Raw genomic sequence first — 19,664 nt, forward strand, 5'->3', positions numbered from 1 at the left:
TTCAATCGGTTGGTTGGCGACTTAAAACTGGCACGGCGATTGCGAAGGAGGTGGCAACAACGGCTGAGCTGTTGGACTTGAAGCGAACGGCTCGGGAGGCCGGAGTTCGTTCCGGACGAGCCACTAGGAGGACATCATGATCGCAGCACCACTCGATGCAGTCGCAGGCAGCAAGGGCAAGAAGCCCTTTTATAGCCATCTTTACGTTCAGGTTCTCGTGGCCATCGCTGCGGGTATCCTTCTCGGTCATTTCTATCCCGAACTCGGCACCCAGCTGAAGCCGCTCGGCGATGCCTTCATCAAGCTCGTCAAGATGATCATTGCGCCGGTGATCTTTCTGACGGTTGCGACCGGCATTGCCGGCATGAGCGACCTGCAGAAGGTCGGCCGCGTCGCCGGCAAGGCGATGCTGTACTTCCTGACCTTCTCGACATTGGCGCTCATCATCGGCCTGATCGTCGCCAATGTCGTCCAGCCAGGCGCCGGCATGAACATCGATCCGGCCTCGCTGGATCCGGCCGCCGTCGCCACCTTTGCCGCCAAGGCGCATGAGCAGAGCATCGTCGGCTTCCTCACCAACATCATCCCGACGACGATTGTCGGCGCCTTTGCCGATGGCGATATTCTGCAGGTTCTGTTCTTCTCGGTGCTCTTCGGCATTGCGCTCGCCATGGTCGGCGAAAAGGGCGAGCAGGTCGTCAACTTCCTCAATTCCCTGACGGCTCCCGTGTTCAAGCTCGTCGCCATCCTCATGAAGGCTGCCCCGATCGGCGCCTTCGGCGCCATGGCATTCACCATCGGCAAGTACGGCGTCGGATCGATCGCCAACCTTGCCATGCTGATCGGCACTTTCTACATCACGTCTCTGCTCTTCGTCTTCATCGTTCTCGGTGCTGTTGCCCGCTACAACGGCTTCTCGATCGTGGCGCTGCTGCGCTACATCAAGGAAGAACTGCTGCTGGTCCTCGGCACCTCGTCTTCGGAAGCCGCACTTCCGGGGCTGATGAACAAGATGGAAAAGGCCGGTTGCAAGCGCTCGGTCGTCGGTCTCGTCATCCCGACCGGCTATTCCTTCAATCTTGACGGCACCAACATCTACATGACGCTGGCTGCCTTGTTCATTGCTCAGGCAACCGGCATCCATCTCTCCTGGGGTGACCAGATCCTGCTGCTGCTGGTGGCGATGCTGAGCTCGAAGGGTGCCGCAGGCATCACCGGCGCCGGCTTCATCACGCTTGCCGCAACGCTCTCCGTCGTCCCATCCGTGCCGGTCGCTGGCATGGCGCTCATCCTCGGCATCGACCGCTTCATGTCGGAATGCCGGGCGCTGACGAACCTCGTCGGCAATGCGGTGGCGACGATCGTCGTGGCACGTTGGGAAAACGAGCTGGATACGGTGCAACTCGCCGCAGCACTGGGCGGCCAGACCGGAGAGGATACTTCGGCTGCCGGGCTGCAGCCGGCCGAATAGTCAGCCGCTATCCCCTTATCCTTAAAAGTCCTGCAGCGGCCCGTCATCCAACGGGCCGTTTCTCTTTTCTGCTTCAGCTGCGATTGTCGCCGAGAAGACTGTTATAAACGGCGCCGATCGCACTTGCTTCCTTCTCCAGCGCGAAATTCGCGCTGACATGCCGCAGCGCATTCTCGCCATGCGCGAGCGCCAGAGCGGGATCTGCGATATAGGGCGCGATTGCCCGCGTCAGCGCCTCGCCATCGCCGGCGGCGACGACCGAACCTGTCTCGCCCGTGACGATGAGCTCGGCATAGGCGCCCGCATCCGATGCCACCACCGCGGTTCGCGAGGCCATGGCTTCGAGCGGCGTCAGGCCGAAGCCCTCGTTGCGGGAGGGGGCGACGTAAAGCGTCAGGCGGCGATACCAGATCTTGATGTCAGGCACTTCGCCGAGAAAGAGGATACGGTCGCTCAGTCCGGCGGCGACGACATCCGCCTTGAGTTTGTCTGCGAATGCCACGTGCTCCGCCGTCACGCGGCCGGAGACGACTGCCGTCCACTCAGTATGTTGCGGCAGCAGTTCGATCATCGCCCTGACGAAAAGATCAGTGCCTTTCTGATGGCGCACACGGCCGAAGCAGCCGACCAGATGGCGGCCGGGCAGGCCGGTGGCGGCGATGCCGTCCTCTGCGGTTTCCGGCGGATGGAACAGAGCAAGGTCGACGCCGTGCTGGATGACCGTGTGCGGCACCTCGAGGAACGAGCCGGAACGGTCGCTGGTCGCGATGACGGCGTCCATGCGACGGATCAGCCATTTCGTATAGGCGGTGTGGCGGCGTTGCGCGGCCGAGGTGAAGAGAAGCTTCAGCGGCATGCGCGTGAGATGGCGAAGCAGGATGCCGACGGCCATCTCGTTGTTGCGGCGAGCGTGCCAGACACGCCGGCGCCGGCGCGCCGGCGGGCGCCAAAGGCCGAGGAGCTGCCGCCACTTCAGTTTCGGCAGGTCCTCCGGCAGGCCGGGGCCGAGTGTCGCGATCTTGATGCCGAGCCGGATCTGGCACGGGATGAGCTGGACGATTGTCGACGTGACGCCGGAGAGCCGGCGCTTGAAATTGGGCGCAATGATCTCGACGTCACGGATATCAGGCAAGGGAGGGGTCTCGCGGCTCGCGGGCGATCAGCCCCAGGAAACCTGGAGGATTTCGTAGGCCTTGGAGCCGCCCGGCGCGTTGACCTCGATGGAATCGCCGACTTCCTTGCCGATCAGCGCACGGGCGATTGGCGAGGAGATGGAGATGCGGCCGGCCTTGACGTCGGCTTCCTGGTCGCCGACGATCTGGTAGGTCTTTTCTTCCTCGGTGTCCTCGTCGATGAGCTTCACCTTGGCGCCGAACTTGATCTTGTCGCCCGACATCTTGGTGAGGTCGATGACCTCGGCGCGCGCCGTCAGGTCTTCCAACTCGCTGATGCGGCCTTCATTGTGGCTCTGGGCTTCCTTGGCGGCGTGGTATTCGGCGTTTTCGGAAAGGTCGCCATGAGCACGGGCTTCGGCGATCGCCTCGATGATTCGGGGGCGCTCCTCCTGCTGGCGCCAGCGCAGCTCTTCCTGCAGCTTGACGAAACCGCCCGGTGTCATCGGTACCTTTTCAACCATTTTTCTGTCCTTCAATCCTCGTATCCGCACAATCAGCGGCGAACACAAAAGAAAACAGGTCCCGAAGGGGAGCTTCGGAACCGTGCCACAATCTTAGTCGGACGCTTATAGCAGATCGCCAAGGCCGATTTCCAGAAAATTCGCATAAGAGAAACGCGGCCCGCCCCGATATCAGGTGGTGCGCCTTGAAAATGGGCAGAAATCCGATCGTCCCAATTGACTCCGCTCAAGAGAACATATAGTGAACATACTAATGAAGAAGTCGCTCACAGAACGCTTGGCCATCCTTTCCGATGCCGCGAAATATGACGCTTCCTGCGCTTCCAGCGGCACGGTGACACGTGATTCCCGGGCAAGTGGCGGGCTCGGTTCGACCGAGGGGTCCGGCATCTGTCATGCCTATGCACCGGACGGGCGGTGCATTTCGCTTCTAAAAATACTGCTGACCAATTTCTGCATCTACGACTGCGCCTATTGCGTCAATCGCTCGTCGAGCAATGTCGAACGGGCGCGCTTTACGCCCGAGGAGGTCATCTGGCTGACGCTGGAATTCTACCGCCGCAACTATATCGAAGGCCTGTTCCTTTCCTCCGGCATCATTCGTTCGTCCGATTACACGATGGAAGAGATGGTCCGCATCGTCCGCGAACTGCGTGTGCCCCATAATTTCCGCGGCTATATCCATCTGAAATCGATCCCCGAGGCGTCACCGCGTCTGATCGAGGAGGCGGGGCTTTATGCCGACAGGCTGTCGCTTAACATCGAGTTGCCGACGGACAACGGCATCACCCGCTTCGCGCCGGAAAAGAAGCCTGCCAATATCCGGCGATCGATGGGAGATCTGAGGCTGAAGATCGAGGCCGCCAGCGAACCGACGCTGCGGACGAAGAAGCGTCAACGTTTCGTGCCGGCCGGCCAGAGCACGCAGATGATCGTCGGCGCCGACGGGGCGAACGATGCGACGATTCTTGCGACCAGCGGCCGGCTTTACAGCAGCTACGGCCTGAAGCGCGTCTATTATTCCGCCTTCAGCCCCATCCCGGACTCGTCGAAAAATCTGCCTCTGATCAAGCCGCCGCTGATGCGCGAGCACCGGCTCTATCAGGCCGATTGGCTCTACCGATTCTACGGTTTCGGCATCGACGAGATCACCGCGAACCAGGCGGGTGGCATGCTCGATCTCACGCTCGACCCCAAACTTGCCTGGGCGCTCGCCAACCGGGCCGAGTTTCCCGTCGATATCAACAAAGCCGAGCGTGAACGGTTGCTGCGCGTGCCCGGTCTCGGCACCAAGACAGTCAAAGCGATCGTTTCGGCTCGGCGTTTTCGCCGGTTGCGGTTGGACGATCTCCAGCGGCTCGGCATTTCGATCAAGAAGGTCCAATCCTTCATCTCGGCGGAAGGCTGGTCGCCGCGCCGATTGATCGAGCGCCCCGACCTTCGCGCCATGTTCGAACCGCAACCCGAACAATTGTCGTTGCTGTGATGCGCCGGGTCGTGCTTACGGGACGCGGGGAGCTTGCCGAATGGCGCGACGCCGCGCGCGCTTTCGCGGCTGCGGGCATCCTGCCGGAAGAGATCGATTGGCGCGAAAAAGGCGCGGAGGCGGACCTTGCGTTTCAACGCGACGCCATGCCGCCGGCGCCTATCATGGCACGCAAGCCGATGACGGTGCCGCCCGCCTTCATCGAGCTCGCGCAGACAGTTCTCTGCCATTCCGACCCGGCGCGCTTTTCCCTGCTTTACCGTCTGCTCTGGCGGCTGCAACTGGACCGGCAACTGCTTGAAGTGGCTTCCGACGAGGACGTTGCCCGTGCCAGGCTGTTGGCGAAAAACGTTCGACGCGACGCGCACAAGATGACGGCCTTCATCCGCTTCAAGGAGGTTGGTACGGTATCGGCTGACCGTCGAAAATTCCTCGCCTGGTTCGAGCCGGATCACCATATCGTCAGGCGCACTGCCCCCTTCTTCCAACGGCGCTTCACCGACATGGACTGGCTGATCGTCACGCCCAAGGGATCGGCCGCCTGGGATGGCGAGCGGCTGACGATGAGCGACGAGCCGTGCGAAAAACCCAATCTCACCGATGCTGCCGATGAACTTTGGCGCACCTACTACGCCAGCATTTTCAATCCGGCGCGATTGAAGCTGAAGGCGATGCAGGCGGAGATGCCGAAAAAATACTGGAAGAACCTGCCAGAAGCCGATCTCATCCCTGGGCTAATCGCATCGGCGGAGAGCAAGGTGCGGGCCATGGCCGCACGAGAGGCGACCCAGTCGTTGCCTTTTCATGACCGGCTTCAGCAGGCGGCACGCAGCCTTCCCGCCGAACCTGAAGCACCGGCGGGCACGCTGGAAGCGCTGCGCGCGGAAGCTGCCGCCTGCACCCGTTGTCCGCTTCATGCGAAGGCGACGCAAACCGTGTTCGGGGAGGGGCCGCGCGATGCCGAGGTGATGTTCGTCGGCGAGCAGCCGGGCGACCAGGAGGATATATCAGGGCGCCCCTTCGTCGGTCCCGCCGGCAGGCTCCTCGATCAAGTGATCACTGAAGCGGGCATCGACAGCTCATCGCTTTACGTCACCAATGCCGTCAAGCATTTCAAATATGAGCCGCGTGGCAAGCGTCGCATCCATCAGAAGCCCAATATGGGCGAGGTAAAGCATTGCCGCTGGTGGCTCGATCTGGAGATGGCGCTGATCAAGCCGAAGCTGGTCGTCGCCATGGGCGCGACGGCGCTTGCGGCGCTGACCGATACGAAACAGCGGCTGCAGGATGTCAGGGGGAAAGCGATCGCGATCGACGAGAGGCGAACGCTCTTCGTGACGGTGCATCCATCCTATCTGCTGCGTATTCCCGACGAGCGGCTGAAAGCGGATGAACTGGCACGATTTCGCGAAGATATGCTGACAATTCAGCGCCTTATGCTGGCGGCTGCATAAACTGATTCCGAAGCCTCCGGCGATGCCTCAGCGGCAAGGCTGGCGCCATCGCTCATCGAGCGGTGGCGTTCGGTATCTCAGGCGAAATAGCTCTGCAGCGGCCGCACTTCCAGATTGCCGGCTTTTAGCGCCTTGATCGCCTGGGCGGCGGCCTCTGCGCCTGCCATCGTCGTGTAGTAGGGCACCTTCTGCATCAGCGTCGCACGGCGGAGCGACTTGGAGTCCGAGATCGCCTTGTTGCCATCGGTGGTGTTGATGACGAGCTGGACCTGGCGGTTGCGGATCGCGTCCTCGATGTGCGGACGGCCTTCGAGCACCTTGTTGATCTTGGTAGCGGTGATGCCGTTTTCGCCAAGGAAGCGGGCAGTGCCGCCGGTCGCCAGCACTTTGAAGCCCTGCTCGACGAGGATGCGGATCGCCGGCAGCACGCGCGGCTTGTCCGCGTCGCGGACGGAGACGAAGACCGTCCCGTCACGCGGCAGCTCGACGCCGGCGCCGAGCTGCGACTTGGCGAAGGCCAGCGCAAAATCGGTATCGAGGCCGATGACTTCACCCGTCGAGCGCATTTCCGGGCCGAGCAGTGTGTCGACGCCGGGGAAGCGGGCGAAGGGGAAGACGGCTTCCTTGACGGCGATGTGCTTCAGCTTGCGCGGATCGGGCTTTTGCCCATAGGCGGCAAAGGTCGCATCGAGTTTCTCGCCGGCCATGACGCGGGCGGCGATCTTGGCGATCGGCGCGCCAATGGTCTTTGCGACAAAGGGCACGGTGCGCGAGGCGCGCGGATTGACTTCGAGAACGTAGACGGTGCCATCCTTGATGGCGAACTGGACGTTCATCAGGCCGCCGACATTGAGCGCCTTGGCCATGGCCTTGGCCTGGCGCTCCAGCTCGTCGAGCAGTTCGACCGACAGCGAGCGCGGCGGCAGCGAGCAGGCGCTGTCGCCGGAATGGATGCCGGCTTCCTCGATATGCTCCATGATGCCGGCGACATAGACATCGGTGCCGTCGGAGAGGCAGTCGACATCGACTTCGATGGCGTTGCTGAGATAGCTGTCGAAGAGCAGCGGGTTCTTGCCGAGCAGGGTGTTGATCTGGCCGGTCTTGTCGTTGGGATAGCGCTGCTTGATATCCTCAGGCACGAGTTCAGGCACGGTATCGAGCAGGTAGCTCTGCAACTGGCCTTCCGAATGCAGGATCTGCATGGCGCGGCCGCCGAGCACGTAAGAGGGACGTACGACCAGCGGGAAGCCGATTTCGGTGGCAACCATGCGGGCCTGCTCGACCGAATAGGCGATGCCGTTGTTCGGCTGATTGAGGTCGAGCTTCATCAGGAGCTTTTGGAAGCGGTCGCGGTCCTCGGCAAGGTCGATCATGTCAGGCGCGGTGCCGAGGATCGGGATGCCGTTCTTTTCGAGGGCCTCGGCGAGCTTCAGCGGCGTCTGGCCGCCGAACTGGACGATGACGCCGACGACTTCGCCCTTTTCCTGTTCTGCCCGCAGGATCTCGATCACGTCTTCGGCCGTTAGCGGCTCGAAATAGAGGCGGTCCGACGTATCGTAGTCGGTCGAGACGGTTTCCGGGTTGCAGTTGATCATGATCGCCTCATAACCCGCATCCTTGAGCGCGAAGGCGGCGTGGCAGCAGCAATAGTCGAACTCGATGCCCTGGCCGATACGGTTCGGGCCGCCGCCAAGGATAACAACCTTCTTGCGGTCCGACACTTCAGCTTCGGAGCGAGCGGCGCCGACGAAAGGCGTCTCATAGGTCGAATACATATAGGCGGTCGGCGAGGCGAACTCGGCCGCACAGGTATCGATGCGCTTGAAGACAGGCCGGACGTTCAGGCTGTTGCGGAATTCGGCGACTTCCTTCGGGCGCTTGCCGGTTAGCGTCGCCAGGCGCGCGTCGGAAAAGCCCATGGCCTTCAACTTGCGCAGGTTAGCGGCATCATCAGGCAGGCCGTGCTCGCGGATCCGGGCCTCCATCTCGATGATCGCCTTCAGTTCGGCGATGAACCAGGGATCGATCTTGCAGCCTTCGTGGACTTCGGCTTCGCTCATGCCCTGGCGCAGCGCCTGGGCGACCATGCGCAGGCGATCGGGCGTCGGCGTGCCGATTGCGGCGCGGATGGCGTTCTGGCTGGATTCGCCTTCTTCAAAGCCGGGGATCTCGATCTCGTCGAGGCCGGTCAGGCCGGTTTCCAAGCCACGCAGCGCCTTCTGCAGCGATTCGGCGAAGGTGCGGCCGATCGCCATGACTTCGCCGACCGATTTCATCGCGGTCGTCAGCACCGGCGAGGCGCCGGGGAATTTCTCGAAGGCGAAACGCGGGATCTTGGTGACGACGTAGTCGATCGACGGTTCGAAGGAGGCAGGCGTTGCGCCGCCAGTGATGTCGTTATCCAGTTCGTCCAGCGTATAGCCGATGGCGAGCTTGGCGGCGATCTTGGCGATCGGGAAGCCGGTGGCCTTCGAGGCGAGCGCCGACGAGCGCGAGACGCGCGGGTTCATTTCGATGACGACGAGACGGCCGTCCTTCGGATTGACGGCGAACTGGACGTTCGAGCCGCCGGTCTCGACCCCGATTTCGCGCAGCACCGCGATCGAGGCGTTGCGCATGATCTGATATTCCTTGTCCGTCAGCGTCAGCGCCGGCGCGACGGTGATCGAATCGCCGGTGTGGACGCCCATCGGATCAATGTTCTCGATCGAGCAGATGATGATGCAGTTGTCCGCCTTGTCGCGGACGACCTCCATTTCATATTCCTTCCAGCCGAGCACCGATTCCTCGACCAGCACTTCGGTGGTCGGCGAGGCGTCGAGGCCGCCGCCGACGATCTCGAAGAATTCCGAGCGATTGTAGGCGATGCCGCCGCCGGTGCCGCCGAGCGTGAAGGAGGGGCGGATGATGGCGGGCAGGCCGACATGGTCAATCGCCTGGGCGGCAATCGCCATGGCATGGCTCATATAACGCTGCTTGCGGTCGCTCTCGCCGAGGTTCCACTGGTTTTCCAGCTCGTCCAGCGCCTTGTCGAGATCGGATCCGGAGAGGCTTTCGCGCAGCTTGTTGCGCTCGGCCTCGTGCGTCTTGCGGTCGAGGTCCTTGATGTCGGTGGCGTTCGCCAGCATCGAGCGCGGGGTTTCCAGCCCGATACGGGCCATCGCCTCGCGAAACAGCGCGCGGTCCTCGGCCATGTCGATGGCGGCAGGCTTGGCGCCGATCATCTCGACATTGTAACGGTCGAGCACGCCCATGCGCTTCAGCGAAAGCGCGGTGTTCAGCGCCGTCTGGCCGCCCATGGTCGGCAGCAGCGCATCCGGGCGCTCCTTGGCGATGATCTTGGCGACGACTTCGGGGGTAATCGGCTCGACATAGGTGGCGTCGGCAAGGCCCGGATCGGTCATGATCGTCGCCGGGTTGGAGTTGACGAGGATGACGCGGTAGCCTTCCTCCTTCAGCGCCTTGCAGGCCTGGGTGCCGGAATAGTCGAACTCACAAGCCTGGCCGATGACGATCGGTCCCGCGCCGATGATGAGGATCGATTTGATATCTTGGCGCTTCGGCATGAGTGCTTCCGTTTTCTGGCTGCGCAGAAAGCCGGCCAGGGTGGGAGATCACCGGGTCGGGTCGCGCATGCTGGGTCTTTTCAGGCTAGAAGCGGCTTATAGGCAAATGTATTTGCAAACGGAACCCCATAAATCGCGGAATCGACAGGAATCCAACACGGCGCGAAAGACTATTTTCCATCAGACACGACCGCCACCCGGATTTCGCCGCCGCCCTGCTTCCGGAAGAGCGAAAGCGGGAGTCCCGTCAAGCGCTTGGCGCGTCTTCTTTAGGTGAAGCGGCGGCGCACATCCTCGATATAGCTGCGGCTAACCGGGATTCTCGTGCCGTCGCGGGTGAGGATCAGCAGCCTGCCATTGTCGCGTTTCAGGCTTTCGACATGGGCGTCGGCCACCCAGTGCGAGCGATGAACGCGAAGGCCCGGCGTTGCGGCGGTTTCCTTCAGCGCGTCGGCGAAACGCAGCAGCACCAGTTCGCGCCCGCGGCCGGTCACCACCTCGGTATAGTGATCCTGGACGGAAAGGCGCAGCAGCGAGCCACGGTTCTCAGGCTTCAGTCGGTCGAGGATCGAGGTGCCGGGGCTGGTTTCGTGAGGTGCTGCGGCTTCGGCGATTTTCTGGCTCATCGCCATGTAGGTCAAAAGGCAGAAGAGGGCGCAGAGCGGCACCGCAAAAAGCGCGCGCTGCAGGCCGCTTTGCACCGTAGTCGTTTCGCCGGTGAAGACATAGTCGACGAGGCCGATGGCAAAACCGATCGGCAGGGCGGCGGCGAGCGAACCCGTCATCATGCGGGCGAACATGGAAACGATCACCTCCCGCAGCAGTCTTTCGGCCGCGACCGCCCAGAGGATGGCGATCACCCAGGCAAGGGCATGCAGGCTCAGCCAATAGGCGAGGCGTTCGCCGAAGGCCATGCTTTGCATCGTGCCGTAGGGGCCGGTGAAGGCAAAGAGCAGGACGATCGCGGCAAAGGTTCCCCAGAAACGCCGGGAGTGGAGAAAGACCTGCAATTCGCGAAGCGTGGATTGCAAGAAGGGGTGAATCACGAAGTTTTCCTGCCGTTCGCGCGGTTCGGATTGAGGCAGATGAAGTCTTGGCGGAAAGAGCGATCGAATTCAACCGGATGCCGCTCATGACCCTCGAACCGCTCTTCGACGCCCCGCTCGCCGTTCAGATCCACGTCGCCGCTGTTACGCCGGCGGCCCTTCTCGGCGCCTATATCCTGCTGCGCCCCAAGGGCACGCTGCTGCACCGGCTGCTCGGCAGGATCTGGATGGTGCTGATGATTGTAACGGCAATATCGAGCTTCTTCATTCACCAACTCGATCTCTTCTACGGGTTCAGCCCGATCCATCTTTTGTCGATCTCAACATTGTTCGGCAGCTGGAATGCGATCGCGGCGGCCCGCCGCGGCGATATCCGTCTGCACAAACGCATCGTCGCCGGCCTTTATTTCGGCGGCATCATCCTCGCCGGCCTGTTCACTTTCGTGCCTGGCCGGATCATGCATGCGGTCGTCTTCACCGGAGCGGAATGGCCGGCTGCCCTTGCTGCGGCGGTGATCGGCTCGATCCTGGCCGCGATCGTGCTGCGCCGCCGACGCAGGCGCCTGATTGCCCGATGAAGTCGCTGGAATTCCAGCCGCCGACGGATATATAGACTCCTTGAGTGCAAGCACAGGCATTGCCGGGGAGAGCGAAGATGGAATGGAGAGGCCGGCGTCAGTCCGACAATATCGAAGATCGCCGCAGCGATCCGGCCGGTGGCGGTTTCGGCCGCGGCGGCGGCTTTAATTTCCCTTCCGGCGGCGGCGTTCGCCGCGCCGGCGGCGGCCTCAGCATCGGTACGATCATCTTCCTCGTCGTCATCTATTTTATCTTCAAGGCGATGGGCATCGACCTGATGCAGGTGCTCGATACCGGCGGCACGACGAGCGGTCCCGGCTACGAGCAGAGCCAGTCCGGCGGAACACGCACGCCCGCCAATGACGAGATGACTGCTTTCATGCGTACCGTTCTTGCCGAGACCGAAGATACCTGGCAGGGCATCTTCCAGGCGCAGGGCCAGAATTACGAGGAGCCACGCCTCGTGCTGTTCTCGGGCTCGACGGCATCGGCCTGCGGCTCCGCATCATCTGCAACAGGCCCGTTTTACTGCCCCAGCGACCACAAGGTTTATCTCGATACCGAATTCTTCCAGGAGCTTTCCGACCGCTTCGGCGCGTCCGGCGATTTCGCCGAGGCTTATGTCGTTGCCCACGAGGTCGGCCATCACGTGCAGAACCTGCTCGGCATCCTGCCGAAGTTCAACCAGGCGCGTCAGCGCATGAGCGAGGCCGAAGCCAACAAGATGTCGGTGCGCGTCGAGTTGCAGGCCGATTGCTTCGCCGGCATCTGGGGCAAATATACCCAGCAGAAGGGCCTGCTGGAGTCCGGCGATCTGGAGGAAGCGCTGAACGCCGCCCAGCAGATCGGCGACGACTCGCTGCAGAAGCGGTCACAGGGCTATGTCGTGCCGGAAAGCTTCAACCACGGCACCTCGGAGCAGCGCGTCAGATGGTTCAAGCGTGGCTTCGACAGCGGCCAGTTGTCAGCCTGCGATACGTTCTCCGGCCCGATTTGAGGAGTAGAGAGAAGGGGCGCATGGCACAAGCACATCGCAGCCCCTTCCATCCCTTGCTTACTTCTCGCTGTCCATATGCTGCAGCATATGCTCGGGATAACGCCCACCCGCGGCCGCGTCTTTCGGCACGGCGCGTTCGATAACTTCGAAATCTTCTGGCGACAGGTCGACGGCGCGTGAGCCGAGCGCCTCGCTCAGTCGGTCGCGGCGGCGAGCGCCGATGATCGGGACGATATCCTTGCCCTTGGCGGCGACCCAGGCGATGGCGATCTGGGCGACCGAGACGCTCTTTGCCTCGGCGATCTCGCGCAGCTTCTCCACCAGAGCGAGGTTCTGCTCGATATTGCCTTCCTGAAAGCGTGGGCTGTAATTACGGAAGTCGCCTGCCGTCGCACCCTGGCCCTTCTGCCAGTGGCCGCTGATCAGGCCGCGCGACAGCACGCCGTAGGCAGTGATCGAGATGCCGAGTTCACGTGTCGTCGGCAGGATCTTCTCCTCGATGCCGCGTGAGATCAGCGAATATTCGATCTGCAGGTCGACGATCGGGGCAACAGTGGCGGCGCGGCGGATCGTATCGGCGCCGACTTCCGACAGGCCGATATGCCTGACATAACCCGCCTTGACCAAATCTGCGATGGCGCCGACGGTGTCCTCGATCGGCACGTTCGGATCGAGGCGGGCGGGGCGGTAGATGTCGATATAGTCGACGCCGAGGCGCTGCAGCGAATAGGCGAGGAAATTCTTGACCGCGACCGGGCGGGCGTCAATGCCGTTCCAGCCGCCGACCGGATCGCGCAGGCCGCCGAACTTGACGCTGATGACGGCGTTCTCGCGCCTGCGGCCCTTCAATGCCTCGCCGATCAACATTTCATTGTGGCCCATGCCGTAGAAATCGCCGGTGTCGAGCAGGTTGACGCCGGCATCGAGCGCGGCATGGATCGTCGCGATGCTTTCTGCGCGATCTGAGGGACCATACATGCCCGACATGCCCATGCAGCCGAGGCCGATGGCCGAGACATCAGGTCCGGTCTTTCCCAAACGATAGGTCTGCATTGTCTTCTCCTTCTTTGCGCCGGAGCGGCGCGCTATCGGACGTCCGCGCCGGGGCGGCGCTGCCGGACACCGTTTTAGCGCTTTCGTATTTGTGCGATAATCCGGATAGTGTCGAACAGGCCGTACGGAAAAATGCACAATGAGCGATCTTCCCTTGAGTGATCTGGATGCCTTCACGGCGATTGCAAGGGAGCGCAGCTTTCGCGCCGCCGCCCGCAAGCGTGGGGTTTCGGCCTCATCGCTCAGCGACTCGCTGCGGCGGCTGGAAGAGCGGCTCGGCGTGCGCCTGCTCAATCGGACGACGCGCAGCGTCACGCCGACGGCCGCCGGGGAACGATTGTTGGCGCAACTAGAGCCGGCGCTCGGCGAGGTCGCCGCCGCACTCGGGGCGCTCGACAATTTCCGCGACAGGCCGGCCGGCACGCTGCGGCTCAACGTGCCGACGGTCGCGGCGCGGCTGTTCCTGCCCGACATTGCCTGCCGGTTCCTGAAGCTCTATCCCGAGATCGAGCTGGAGATCGTCGCCGAGGATACGTTCATCGACGTGCTCGCCGCCGGTTTCGACGCCGGCATCCGTTATGACGAGCGCATCGAGCGCGACATGATCGCCGTGCCGATCGGTCCGAGCCGGCAGCGCTATGTCACCGCCGCTTCACCGGCTTATCTGCAGGAAAGGGGCATGCCGCAACATCCGCGTGACCTGCTGGAGCACAGCTGCATCCGGCATCGCTTTCTCAGCGGGATCGGGCTCACCTGGGAATTCGAGCGCGGCGGGGAGACTTTTGCCATCTCGCCAAGCGGTGCGCTTACGTCAAATTCGATCGAGATAGAGCTCGCCGCCGCCGTCGCGGGGCTGGGCATCATCAGCTCATTCCAAGAGCTCCTGGAATCGGGCCTCGCCTCCGGTCAACTGGTCGCTATCCTCGACGATTGGGCCAGCGAATTTTCCGGTCCGTATCTTTATTACGCCAGTCGACGGCATATGCCGGCACCATTGCGCGCCTTCGTCGATTTTCTGAAGCTGGAACGGCAGCGCGCGCCCCTCGGTTGAGACGTCTCATAAACTTCCCGTTCTGCATTATCAAAAACTTTGAAATGTTCACGGATTGTTTCGGTTTCCTTTCTGAGCTATGTCACTTTCTTGGCGACGAGATCGTCTTTTCAGAACCGATCGCTGTAGAGATGCCTCATGCTTGACCCTAAATTCGTTCGCCGCGGCCTTTTTCTGGTCTTTATCATCCTCTTCCTCGACATTATCGGCATCGCCATCATCATGCCGGTGCTGCCCGCTTATCTGGAGCAACTGACCGGCGGCAGCGTCAGCGATGCGGCGATTGACGGCGGCTGGCTGATGCTCGTCTATGCCGGCATGCAATTCCTGTTTGCGCCGCTGCTCGGAAACCTGTCCGACCGTTTCGGCCGTCGGCCGATCCTTTTGCTTTCGGTGCTGACCTTCGCGATCGACAATTTCATCTGTGGCATCGCCACCAGCTACTGGATGCTGTTCGTCGGCCGCGTGCTTGCCGGCATCAGTGGCGGCAGCTTCGCCACCTGCTCGGCCTATATTGCCGATATCAGCACGGAGGAGAACCGCGCGAAGAATTTCGGGCTGATCGGCATCGCCTTCGGCGTCGGCTTCACGATCGGTCCCGTCATTGGCGGTTTGCTCGGCGAATTCGGCCCGCGTGTGCCGTTCCTCGGCGCGGCCGCGCTATCGCTGGTCAATTTCATCGCCGCCTGCTTCCTGCTGCCGGAAACGCTGGAGGCGAAAAACCGCCGCCGGTTCGAGTGGAAGCGCGCCAATCCGCTCGGCGCGTTGCGCCAGATGCGCCATTATCCCGGCATCGGTTGGGTCAGCCTCGTCATGTTCCTGTTCTTCCTGGCGCATGCGGTCTATCCCTCGGTCTGGTCGTTCGTCTCGACCTATCGCTACGGTTGGAGCGAGGGACAGATCGGTTTGTCGCTCGGCATTTACGGCATCGGCGCCGCGATCGTCATGGGCCTGGTTCTGCCGCGGATCGTGCCGGTGCTCGGCGAGTGGAAGACCGCTCTTCTCGGCCTCTGCTTCTCGGCCGTCGGGCTCACCGGTTATGCCTTCGCCTGGGAGGGCTGGGTCGTCTATGTCATCATCGTTGCGACTGTCATGGAAAACGTCGCCGATCCGCCGCTGCGCAGCATCGCCGCCGGCATGGTGCCGCCCTCGGCACAGGGCGAGCTGCAAGGCGCGCTCACCAGCCTCAGCAGCATTACCACCATCCTCGGACCGCTAATCTTCACGCAGATGTTCGGTTATTTCACGCGGCCCGAGGCGCCGGTCACTTTTGCCGGCGCGCCCTATCTTGCCGCCGCCCTGTTCATCCTGTTGGCCGCCGGCGTGTTCCTCATGCGGGTCCGGGTCCGTGAGCCTGCCCAGGCGCTGGAAGCGGCAGGTTGATCGATCAGAAACGCTGATGCGATGATGAATTTTTCATCATTTGCCTCATCTGGGGTAGTTCTTTGCGGGGCTTTGCTCTAAGTCCGGATGTTATTTCGCCGCAAGCTGCGGCGACGCATATTTCAATCACAGGACTGGTGTCATGGACACGCCGATCGACACGCGCAGGCTTGCGCCGACAGCCGATAATCGTTGGGGCGCACATTTCCGTGCAACGCTGGCGCTCGGCATTCCGCTGATCGGCGCGCAGCTTGCCCAGCTCGGCATCAACACCACCGACGTCATGATCGTCGGCCGGCTCGGCGCCGAGCATCTAGCGGCGATGGTGCTTGCGGCGCAGTTCCTGTTCACGATCCTGATCTTCGGCTCGGGCTTTGCCATCGCCGTCATTCCGATGGTGGCGCAGGCCTATGGCCGCGGCGACGTCGTGTCGGTGCGCCGGTCGCTGCGCATGGGTCTGTGGGTGGTGATCGCCTATTGGGTGATCATGCAGCCGGCCTTCTTCAATTCGGAGCAGATCCTTCTCTTCGCGCAGCAGAAGCCCGAGGTGGCCAAGCTCGCCCACGGCTACATCATGATCGGCCAGTTCGGCGTGCTGCCGGCGCTGCTCTTCAACGTCATGCGGGCGCTGGTCAGCGCCATCGGCAAGGCGGGTATCATCCTCAACGTCACCATCGCCACGCTGGTGATGAACGCGATCTTCGCCTATATCCTTGTCCTCGGCCATTTCGGCTTTCCGGCGATGGGGCTCGAAGGTGCTGCGATCGTTTCGGTCGTCGTGCAGACGGCCGGCTTCATCTTCATCCTGGCTTTCGTGCAGCGGCGGGAGGAGACTCGGCGCTACGAGATCTTCGTGCGGTTCTGGAAGCCCGACTGGCATGCGCTGCTGGAGGTCATCCGGCTTGGTTTCCCGATCAGCGTCACCATCCTTGCCGAGGTCAGCCTGTTCACGGTGGCTTCGCTCCTGATGGGCTATATCGGCACGATCGAGCTTGCGGCTCATGGCATTGCCCTGCAATGGGCCTCGATCGCCTTCATGATCCCGCTCGGCCTCAGCCAGGCGGCGACGGTGCGCGTCGGTGTCGCGCACGGGCAGGGTGATTATCAGGGGCTGGTGCGCGCTTCGATCACGGTGCTCGTCCTCGCCTGCGCCATTTCGGCGGTGGGTTCTGTGCTCTTTGCCACCATGCCGCAATTCCTCGGCAGCTGGTTCCTCGACGTCAATGCGGCCGAGGCGCCCGAGGTCCTTGCCTATGCCGGGCCGCTGATCGTCGTTGCCGGGCTTTTCCAGCTCGTCGACGGGCTGCAGGTGATCGCCAATGGATTGCTGCGCGGCCTCAAGGACGCACGCGTGCCGATGATCATGGCGTTGATCGCCTACTGGCCGATCGGCTTCTTCCTTGCCTGGGCCTTTGCCTTCCCGCTGGGTTTCGGCGGCATCGGCATCTGGTTCGGCTTCCTCGTCGGGCTGGCCGCCGCCGCCGTCATGCTCTGCGCGCGCTTCTACCTTCTCCTTCGCCGCGAAGGAGTGACGGCCGGCGCCTGATATCTCCTGGTCAGGCTGCGACCGGCTTGTAGCCGGCGATATCGGCGCGGATGCCGAGCCGTTCGAACGTTTCCTGCGGACTAAGGTTTGCCGTCGCCTGCGCGGCGGCGACCGCTGCCTGCGCCTGCTCGAACGCCTCGGCATTTTCCCATTCGGCGATCGTCACGAAGTTGAATTCGCCGGGGCCGGCGACCTGCTCCAGGACAGAGTGTCGGGTGAAGCCTTGCTGCGCCTGCAGCAAGGCATGTGTGCACACCATATGCATCAGGAACTCGTCGCGCGCCGGGGCCGGCACGGCGAACTTGTCGATCCTGTAGAAAACGCCGTTCATCCGGTTTTCTCCCGCATCAAATGTTTGCAGGCAGATCTGTAGTTCCTCAAGTTAAGTTGAGGTCAACAGGCGATTAAAGAAAAAGGCCCACTTGGGTGGGCCTTCATCTGAAATGGGCATTGTTTGAAATCAGCGCTCGGCGAGCGCCGGTTCGCCCTTCTTCTCACGCACCATGTTGATGAAGCGACGGAAGAGATAGTGGCTGTCCTGCGGGCCCGGAGAGGCTTCCGGATGGTGCTGGACGGAGAAAACCTGCTTGCCGAGGACACGCAGGCCGCAATTGGTGCCATCGAAAAGCGAAATATGAGTCTCTTCAACACCATCTGGCAGCGACTTCGAGTCGACCGCGAAGCCGTGGTTCATCGAGACGATCTCGACCTTGCCTGTGGTATGGTCCTTGACAGGGTGATTGGCGCCGTGATGGCCCTGATGCATCTTCTCGGTCTTCGCGCCGAGTGCGAGGCCCAGCATCTGGTGGCCGAGGCAGATGCCGAAGACCGGGATATCGGTCTTAACAAGCGTCTTGATCACAGGCACGGCATATTCACCGGTTGCCGCCGGATCGCCCGGGCCGTTCGACAGGAAGATGCCGTCCGGCTGCATGGCGAGCACGTCTTCGGCACTCGTTGCGGCCGGCACGACAGTCACCTTGCAGCCGAGGCCGGCAAACAGGCGCAAGATGTTGCGCTTGACGCCGTAATCCAGGCAGACAACGTGGTATTTCGCCTCCGTCGCCTTGAGTTCACCGTAACCTTCATTCCACACCCACGGCGTTTCGGTCCATTGCGAGGACTGGCCCGACGAGGCGATCTTGGCGAGGTCGAGACCTTCGAGGCCGCTCCAGGCTTTGGCTTCGGCCTTCAACGTCTCGATGTCGAAGACGCCGTTCGGGTCGTGGGCGATCACCGCGTTCGGGGCGCCGTTCTCACGGATCCAGGCGGTCAACGCGCGCGTGTCGATGCCGCAAAGGCCGATGACGCCGCGGGCCTTCAGCCATTGGTCGAGGTGTTTGGCGGCGCGGTAGTTCGAGGGGTCAGTGATGTCGGCCTTGAAGATGACGCCGACGGCGCCGTGACGGGCGGCAGGCGTCAGATCCTCGATGTCTTCATCGTTGGTGCCGATATTGCCGATATGCGGGAAGGTGAAGGTGACGATCTGGCCGAGATAGGAGGGATCCGTCAGGATCTCCTCATAGCCGGTCAGCGCGGTGTTGAAGACCACTTCGGCCGGCACCTTGCCGGTGGCGCCGATGCCCTTGCCTTCGATGACCGTGCCGTCGGCAAGAACGAGCAGGGCGGTCGGCTTCTCGATTGTCCAGGGTGCTGTCGCGGTCATCTTCATCCCGTTTCCGGCGTTCGGTGCGCGCGTTGCCGCGGCTCGCCGCCTTTTGATCTCGCAGGCGCGTGGACGCGGCAATGCCGCGCGCTTCAGGCCTGATCACGAATTTTGGTGCAGGTGGCGGTAAATAGCCACGCAATCGCTTAGCGTCAATCTTTGTAGCCGAGATTGCTGCCATTTTCCTGCGCTTTATCGCACTGACCGCGCAATTTATTTGATCCCCCGCATCAGCGTGGTTTATGAAGCGGCATCAAAACAGGAGTGAAGACCATGCTGCGCGATCAACTCGCCACCCAGCTGAAAGAGGCGATGAAGGCCAAGAATGCAGAGCGGCTTTCCACCGTCCGGCTGATCCAGGCCGCGGTCAAGGACCGCGATATCGCCAATCGCGGCATTGGCAAGGAACAGGCGAGCGACGACGAAATCCTGCAGATCCTCGCTAAGATGGTAAAGCAGCGCGACGAATCGGCAAAGATCTACGAGGAGAATTCCCGGCCGGAGCTTGCCGCCAAGGAGCGTGCCGAAATCATCGTCATTCAGGATTTCATGCCGAAGCAGCTTTCAGACAGCGAAGTGCGCGCCAACGTGTCGGCGATCATCGCCGAGACGGGTGCAGCGGGCGCCAAGGACATGGGCAAGGTGATGGCGGCGCTGAAGGAGCGTTATGCCGGCCAGATGGATTTTGCCAAGGCGTCGGCGACCGTCAAGGAACTGTTGAACGGATAAG

16 protein-coding genes are annotated in these 19,664 nt (G+C 62.2%); 9 read left to right on the forward strand and 7 right to left on the reverse strand.

Translation table 11 applies throughout. The features are described 5' to 3' along the window. Positions 1-136 precede the first annotated feature (136 nt). The gene (locus AC1D2N_RS02155; RefSeq protein ID WP_018242998.1) at positions 137-1,471 is read left to right on the forward strand and encodes a dicarboxylate/amino acid:cation symporter; all 1,335 of its coding nucleotides are present in this window, start codon (positions 137-139) and stop codon (positions 1,469-1,471) included. Positions 1,472-1,544: 73 nt separating this feature from the next. Here the strand turns inward: AC1D2N_RS02155 and AC1D2N_RS02160 are convergent, their stop codons facing one another. Both AC1D2N_RS02160 and greA read right to left on the reverse strand, forming a co-directional pair. After that, the gene (locus AC1D2N_RS02160) at positions 1,545-2,603 is read right to left on the reverse strand and encodes a glycosyltransferase family 4 protein (RefSeq protein WP_130729316.1); all 1,059 of its coding nucleotides are present in this window, start codon (positions 2,601-2,603) and stop codon (positions 1,545-1,547) included. 27 nt (positions 2,604-2,630) lie between these two features. Then, the gene (gene greA / locus AC1D2N_RS02165) at positions 2,631-3,107 is read right to left on the reverse strand and encodes a transcription elongation factor GreA (RefSeq protein WP_003541639.1); all 477 of its coding nucleotides are present in this window, start codon (positions 3,105-3,107) and stop codon (positions 2,631-2,633) included. Positions 3,108-3,360: 253 nt separating this feature from the next. On the opposite strand from greA, the gene AC1D2N_RS02170 reads away from it, so the two are divergent. Both AC1D2N_RS02170 and AC1D2N_RS02175 read left to right on the forward strand, forming a co-directional pair. Then, positions 3,361-4,593, forward strand: a complete 1,233-nt coding sequence (locus tag AC1D2N_RS02170; protein ID WP_130729491.1) for a putative DNA modification/repair radical SAM protein — start codon at positions 3,361-3,363, stop codon at positions 4,591-4,593. Next, positions 4,593-6,047 carry a UdgX family uracil-DNA binding protein gene (locus tag AC1D2N_RS02175; protein ID WP_130729315.1) on the forward strand — a complete coding sequence of 485 codons (1,455 nt, stop codon included), beginning with the start codon at positions 4,593-4,595 and terminating at the stop codon, positions 6,045-6,047. Before AC1D2N_RS02170 ends, AC1D2N_RS02175 begins: the two co-directional genes overlap by 1 nt. A 77-nt stretch (positions 6,048-6,124) precedes the next feature. On the opposite strand, the gene carB is transcribed toward AC1D2N_RS02175, so the two are convergent. Both carB and AC1D2N_RS02185 read right to left on the reverse strand, forming a co-directional pair. After that, complete coding sequence (gene carB, locus AC1D2N_RS02180) at positions 6,125-9,613, reverse strand: carbamoyl-phosphate synthase large subunit (protein ID WP_130729314.1); 3,489 nt, start codon at positions 9,611-9,613, stop codon at positions 6,125-6,127. Between the two features lie 269 nt (positions 9,614-9,882). Then, positions 9,883-10,659: a LytTR family DNA-binding domain-containing protein gene (locus AC1D2N_RS02185; protein ID WP_130729313.1), complete on the reverse strand. Its 777-nt coding sequence runs from the start codon at positions 10,657-10,659 to the stop codon at positions 9,883-9,885. Between the two features lie 47 nt (positions 10,660-10,706). On the opposite strand from AC1D2N_RS02185, the gene AC1D2N_RS02190 reads away from it, so the two are divergent. Together AC1D2N_RS02190 and ypfJ are read left to right on the forward strand one after the other, a co-directional pair. After that, a complete protein-coding gene (locus AC1D2N_RS02190; protein ID WP_130729312.1) occupies positions 10,707-11,237 on the forward strand; it encodes a DUF2306 domain-containing protein in 531 nt (176 codons plus the stop codon). 77 nt (positions 11,238-11,314) lie between these two features. After that, positions 11,315-12,235: a KPN_02809 family neutral zinc metallopeptidase gene (gene ypfJ / locus AC1D2N_RS02195; protein WP_028732913.1), complete on the forward strand. Its 921-nt coding sequence runs from the start codon at positions 11,315-11,317 to the stop codon at positions 12,233-12,235. Between the two features lie 57 nt (positions 12,236-12,292). Here ypfJ and AC1D2N_RS02200 read toward each other — a convergent pair whose 3' ends face one another. Continuing rightward, complete coding sequence (locus AC1D2N_RS02200) at positions 12,293-13,288, reverse strand: aldo/keto reductase (RefSeq protein ID WP_113542320.1); 996 nt, start codon at positions 13,286-13,288, stop codon at positions 12,293-12,295. A gap of 139 nt (positions 13,289-13,427) precedes the next feature. Between AC1D2N_RS02200 and AC1D2N_RS02205 the strand changes: the two genes are divergently transcribed. From AC1D2N_RS02205 to AC1D2N_RS02215, 3 genes are all read left to right on the forward strand, one after another. Further along, entirely contained in the window at positions 13,428-14,339 is a 912-nt protein-coding gene (locus AC1D2N_RS02205) for a LysR family transcriptional regulator (protein ID WP_113542319.1), read from the forward strand. A gap of 138 nt (positions 14,340-14,477) precedes the next feature. Then, positions 14,478-15,722 carry a TCR/Tet family MFS transporter gene (locus AC1D2N_RS02210; RefSeq protein ID WP_018242986.1) on the forward strand — a complete coding sequence of 415 codons (1,245 nt, stop codon included), beginning with the start codon at positions 14,478-14,480 and terminating at the stop codon, positions 15,720-15,722. Positions 15,723-15,864: 142 nt separating this feature from the next. Then, positions 15,865-17,268 (forward strand): MATE family efflux transporter, encoded by a 1,404-nt coding sequence (locus tag AC1D2N_RS02215; RefSeq protein WP_018242985.1) that lies wholly within the window; start codon positions 15,865-15,867, stop codon positions 17,266-17,268. Positions 17,269-17,278: 10 nt separating this feature from the next. On the opposite strand, the gene AC1D2N_RS02220 is transcribed toward AC1D2N_RS02215, so the two are convergent. Together AC1D2N_RS02220 and carA are read right to left on the reverse strand one after the other, a co-directional pair. After that, positions 17,279-17,599, reverse strand: coding sequence for an antibiotic biosynthesis monooxygenase (locus AC1D2N_RS02220; RefSeq protein ID WP_065276157.1), 321 nt, complete (start codon positions 17,597-17,599; stop codon positions 17,279-17,281). 129 nt (positions 17,600-17,728) lie between these two features. After that, on the reverse strand, positions 17,729-18,934 hold the full coding sequence (gene carA, locus AC1D2N_RS02225; protein WP_026230698.1) for a glutamine-hydrolyzing carbamoyl-phosphate synthase small subunit: 1,206 nt from the start codon (positions 18,932-18,934) through the stop codon (positions 17,729-17,731). A 273-nt stretch (positions 18,935-19,207) separates the two neighbouring features. On the opposite strand from carA, the gene AC1D2N_RS02230 reads away from it, so the two are divergent. Further along, positions 19,208-19,663, forward strand: a complete 456-nt coding sequence (locus AC1D2N_RS02230) for a GatB/YqeY domain-containing protein (protein WP_018242983.1) — start codon at positions 19,208-19,210, stop codon at positions 19,661-19,663. The last annotated feature ends 1 nt before the right edge of the window (position 19,664 follow it).

The sequence above is a fragment of the Rhizobium sp. P1_B8 genome, assembly GCF_056406515.1.

Coding starts and splice junctions, on each gene's coding strand:
- AC1D2N_RS02155 (WP_018242998.1), top strand. CDS start 137: ATGATCGCAGCACCACTCGATGCAGTCGCAGGCAGCAAGGGCAAGAAG.
- greA (WP_003541639.1), bottom strand. CDS start 3,107: ATGGTTGAAAAGGTACCGATGACACCGGGCGGTTTCGTCAAGCTGCAG.
- AC1D2N_RS02170 (WP_130729491.1), top strand. CDS start 3,361: ATGAAGAAGTCGCTCACAGAACGCTTGGCCATCCTTTCCGATGCCGCG.
- AC1D2N_RS02175 (WP_130729315.1), top strand. CDS start 4,593: ATGCGCCGGGTCGTGCTTACGGGACGCGGGGAGCTTGCCGAATGGCGC.
- carB (WP_130729314.1), bottom strand. CDS start 9,613: ATGCCGAAGCGCCAAGATATCAAATCGATCCTCATCATCGGCGCGGGA.
- ypfJ (WP_028732913.1), top strand. CDS start 11,315: ATGGAATGGAGAGGCCGGCGTCAGTCCGACAATATCGAAGATCGCCGC.
- AC1D2N_RS02200 (WP_113542320.1), bottom strand. CDS start 13,288: ATGCAGACCTATCGTTTGGGAAAGACCGGACCTGATGTCTCGGCCATC.
- AC1D2N_RS02205 (WP_113542319.1), top strand. CDS start 13,428: ATGAGCGATCTTCCCTTGAGTGATCTGGATGCCTTCACGGCGATTGCA.
- AC1D2N_RS02210 (WP_018242986.1), top strand. CDS start 14,478: ATGCTTGACCCTAAATTCGTTCGCCGCGGCCTTTTTCTGGTCTTTATC.
- AC1D2N_RS02215 (WP_018242985.1), top strand. CDS start 15,865: ATGGACACGCCGATCGACACGCGCAGGCTTGCGCCGACAGCCGATAAT.
- AC1D2N_RS02220 (WP_065276157.1), bottom strand. CDS start 17,599: ATGAACGGCGTTTTCTACAGGATCGACAAGTTCGCCGTGCCGGCCCCG.
- carA (WP_026230698.1), bottom strand. CDS start 18,934: ATGACCGCGACAGCACCCTGGACAATCGAGAAGCCGACCGCCCTGCTC.
- AC1D2N_RS02230 (WP_018242983.1), top strand. CDS start 19,208: ATGCTGCGCGATCAACTCGCCACCCAGCTGAAAGAGGCGATGAAGGCC.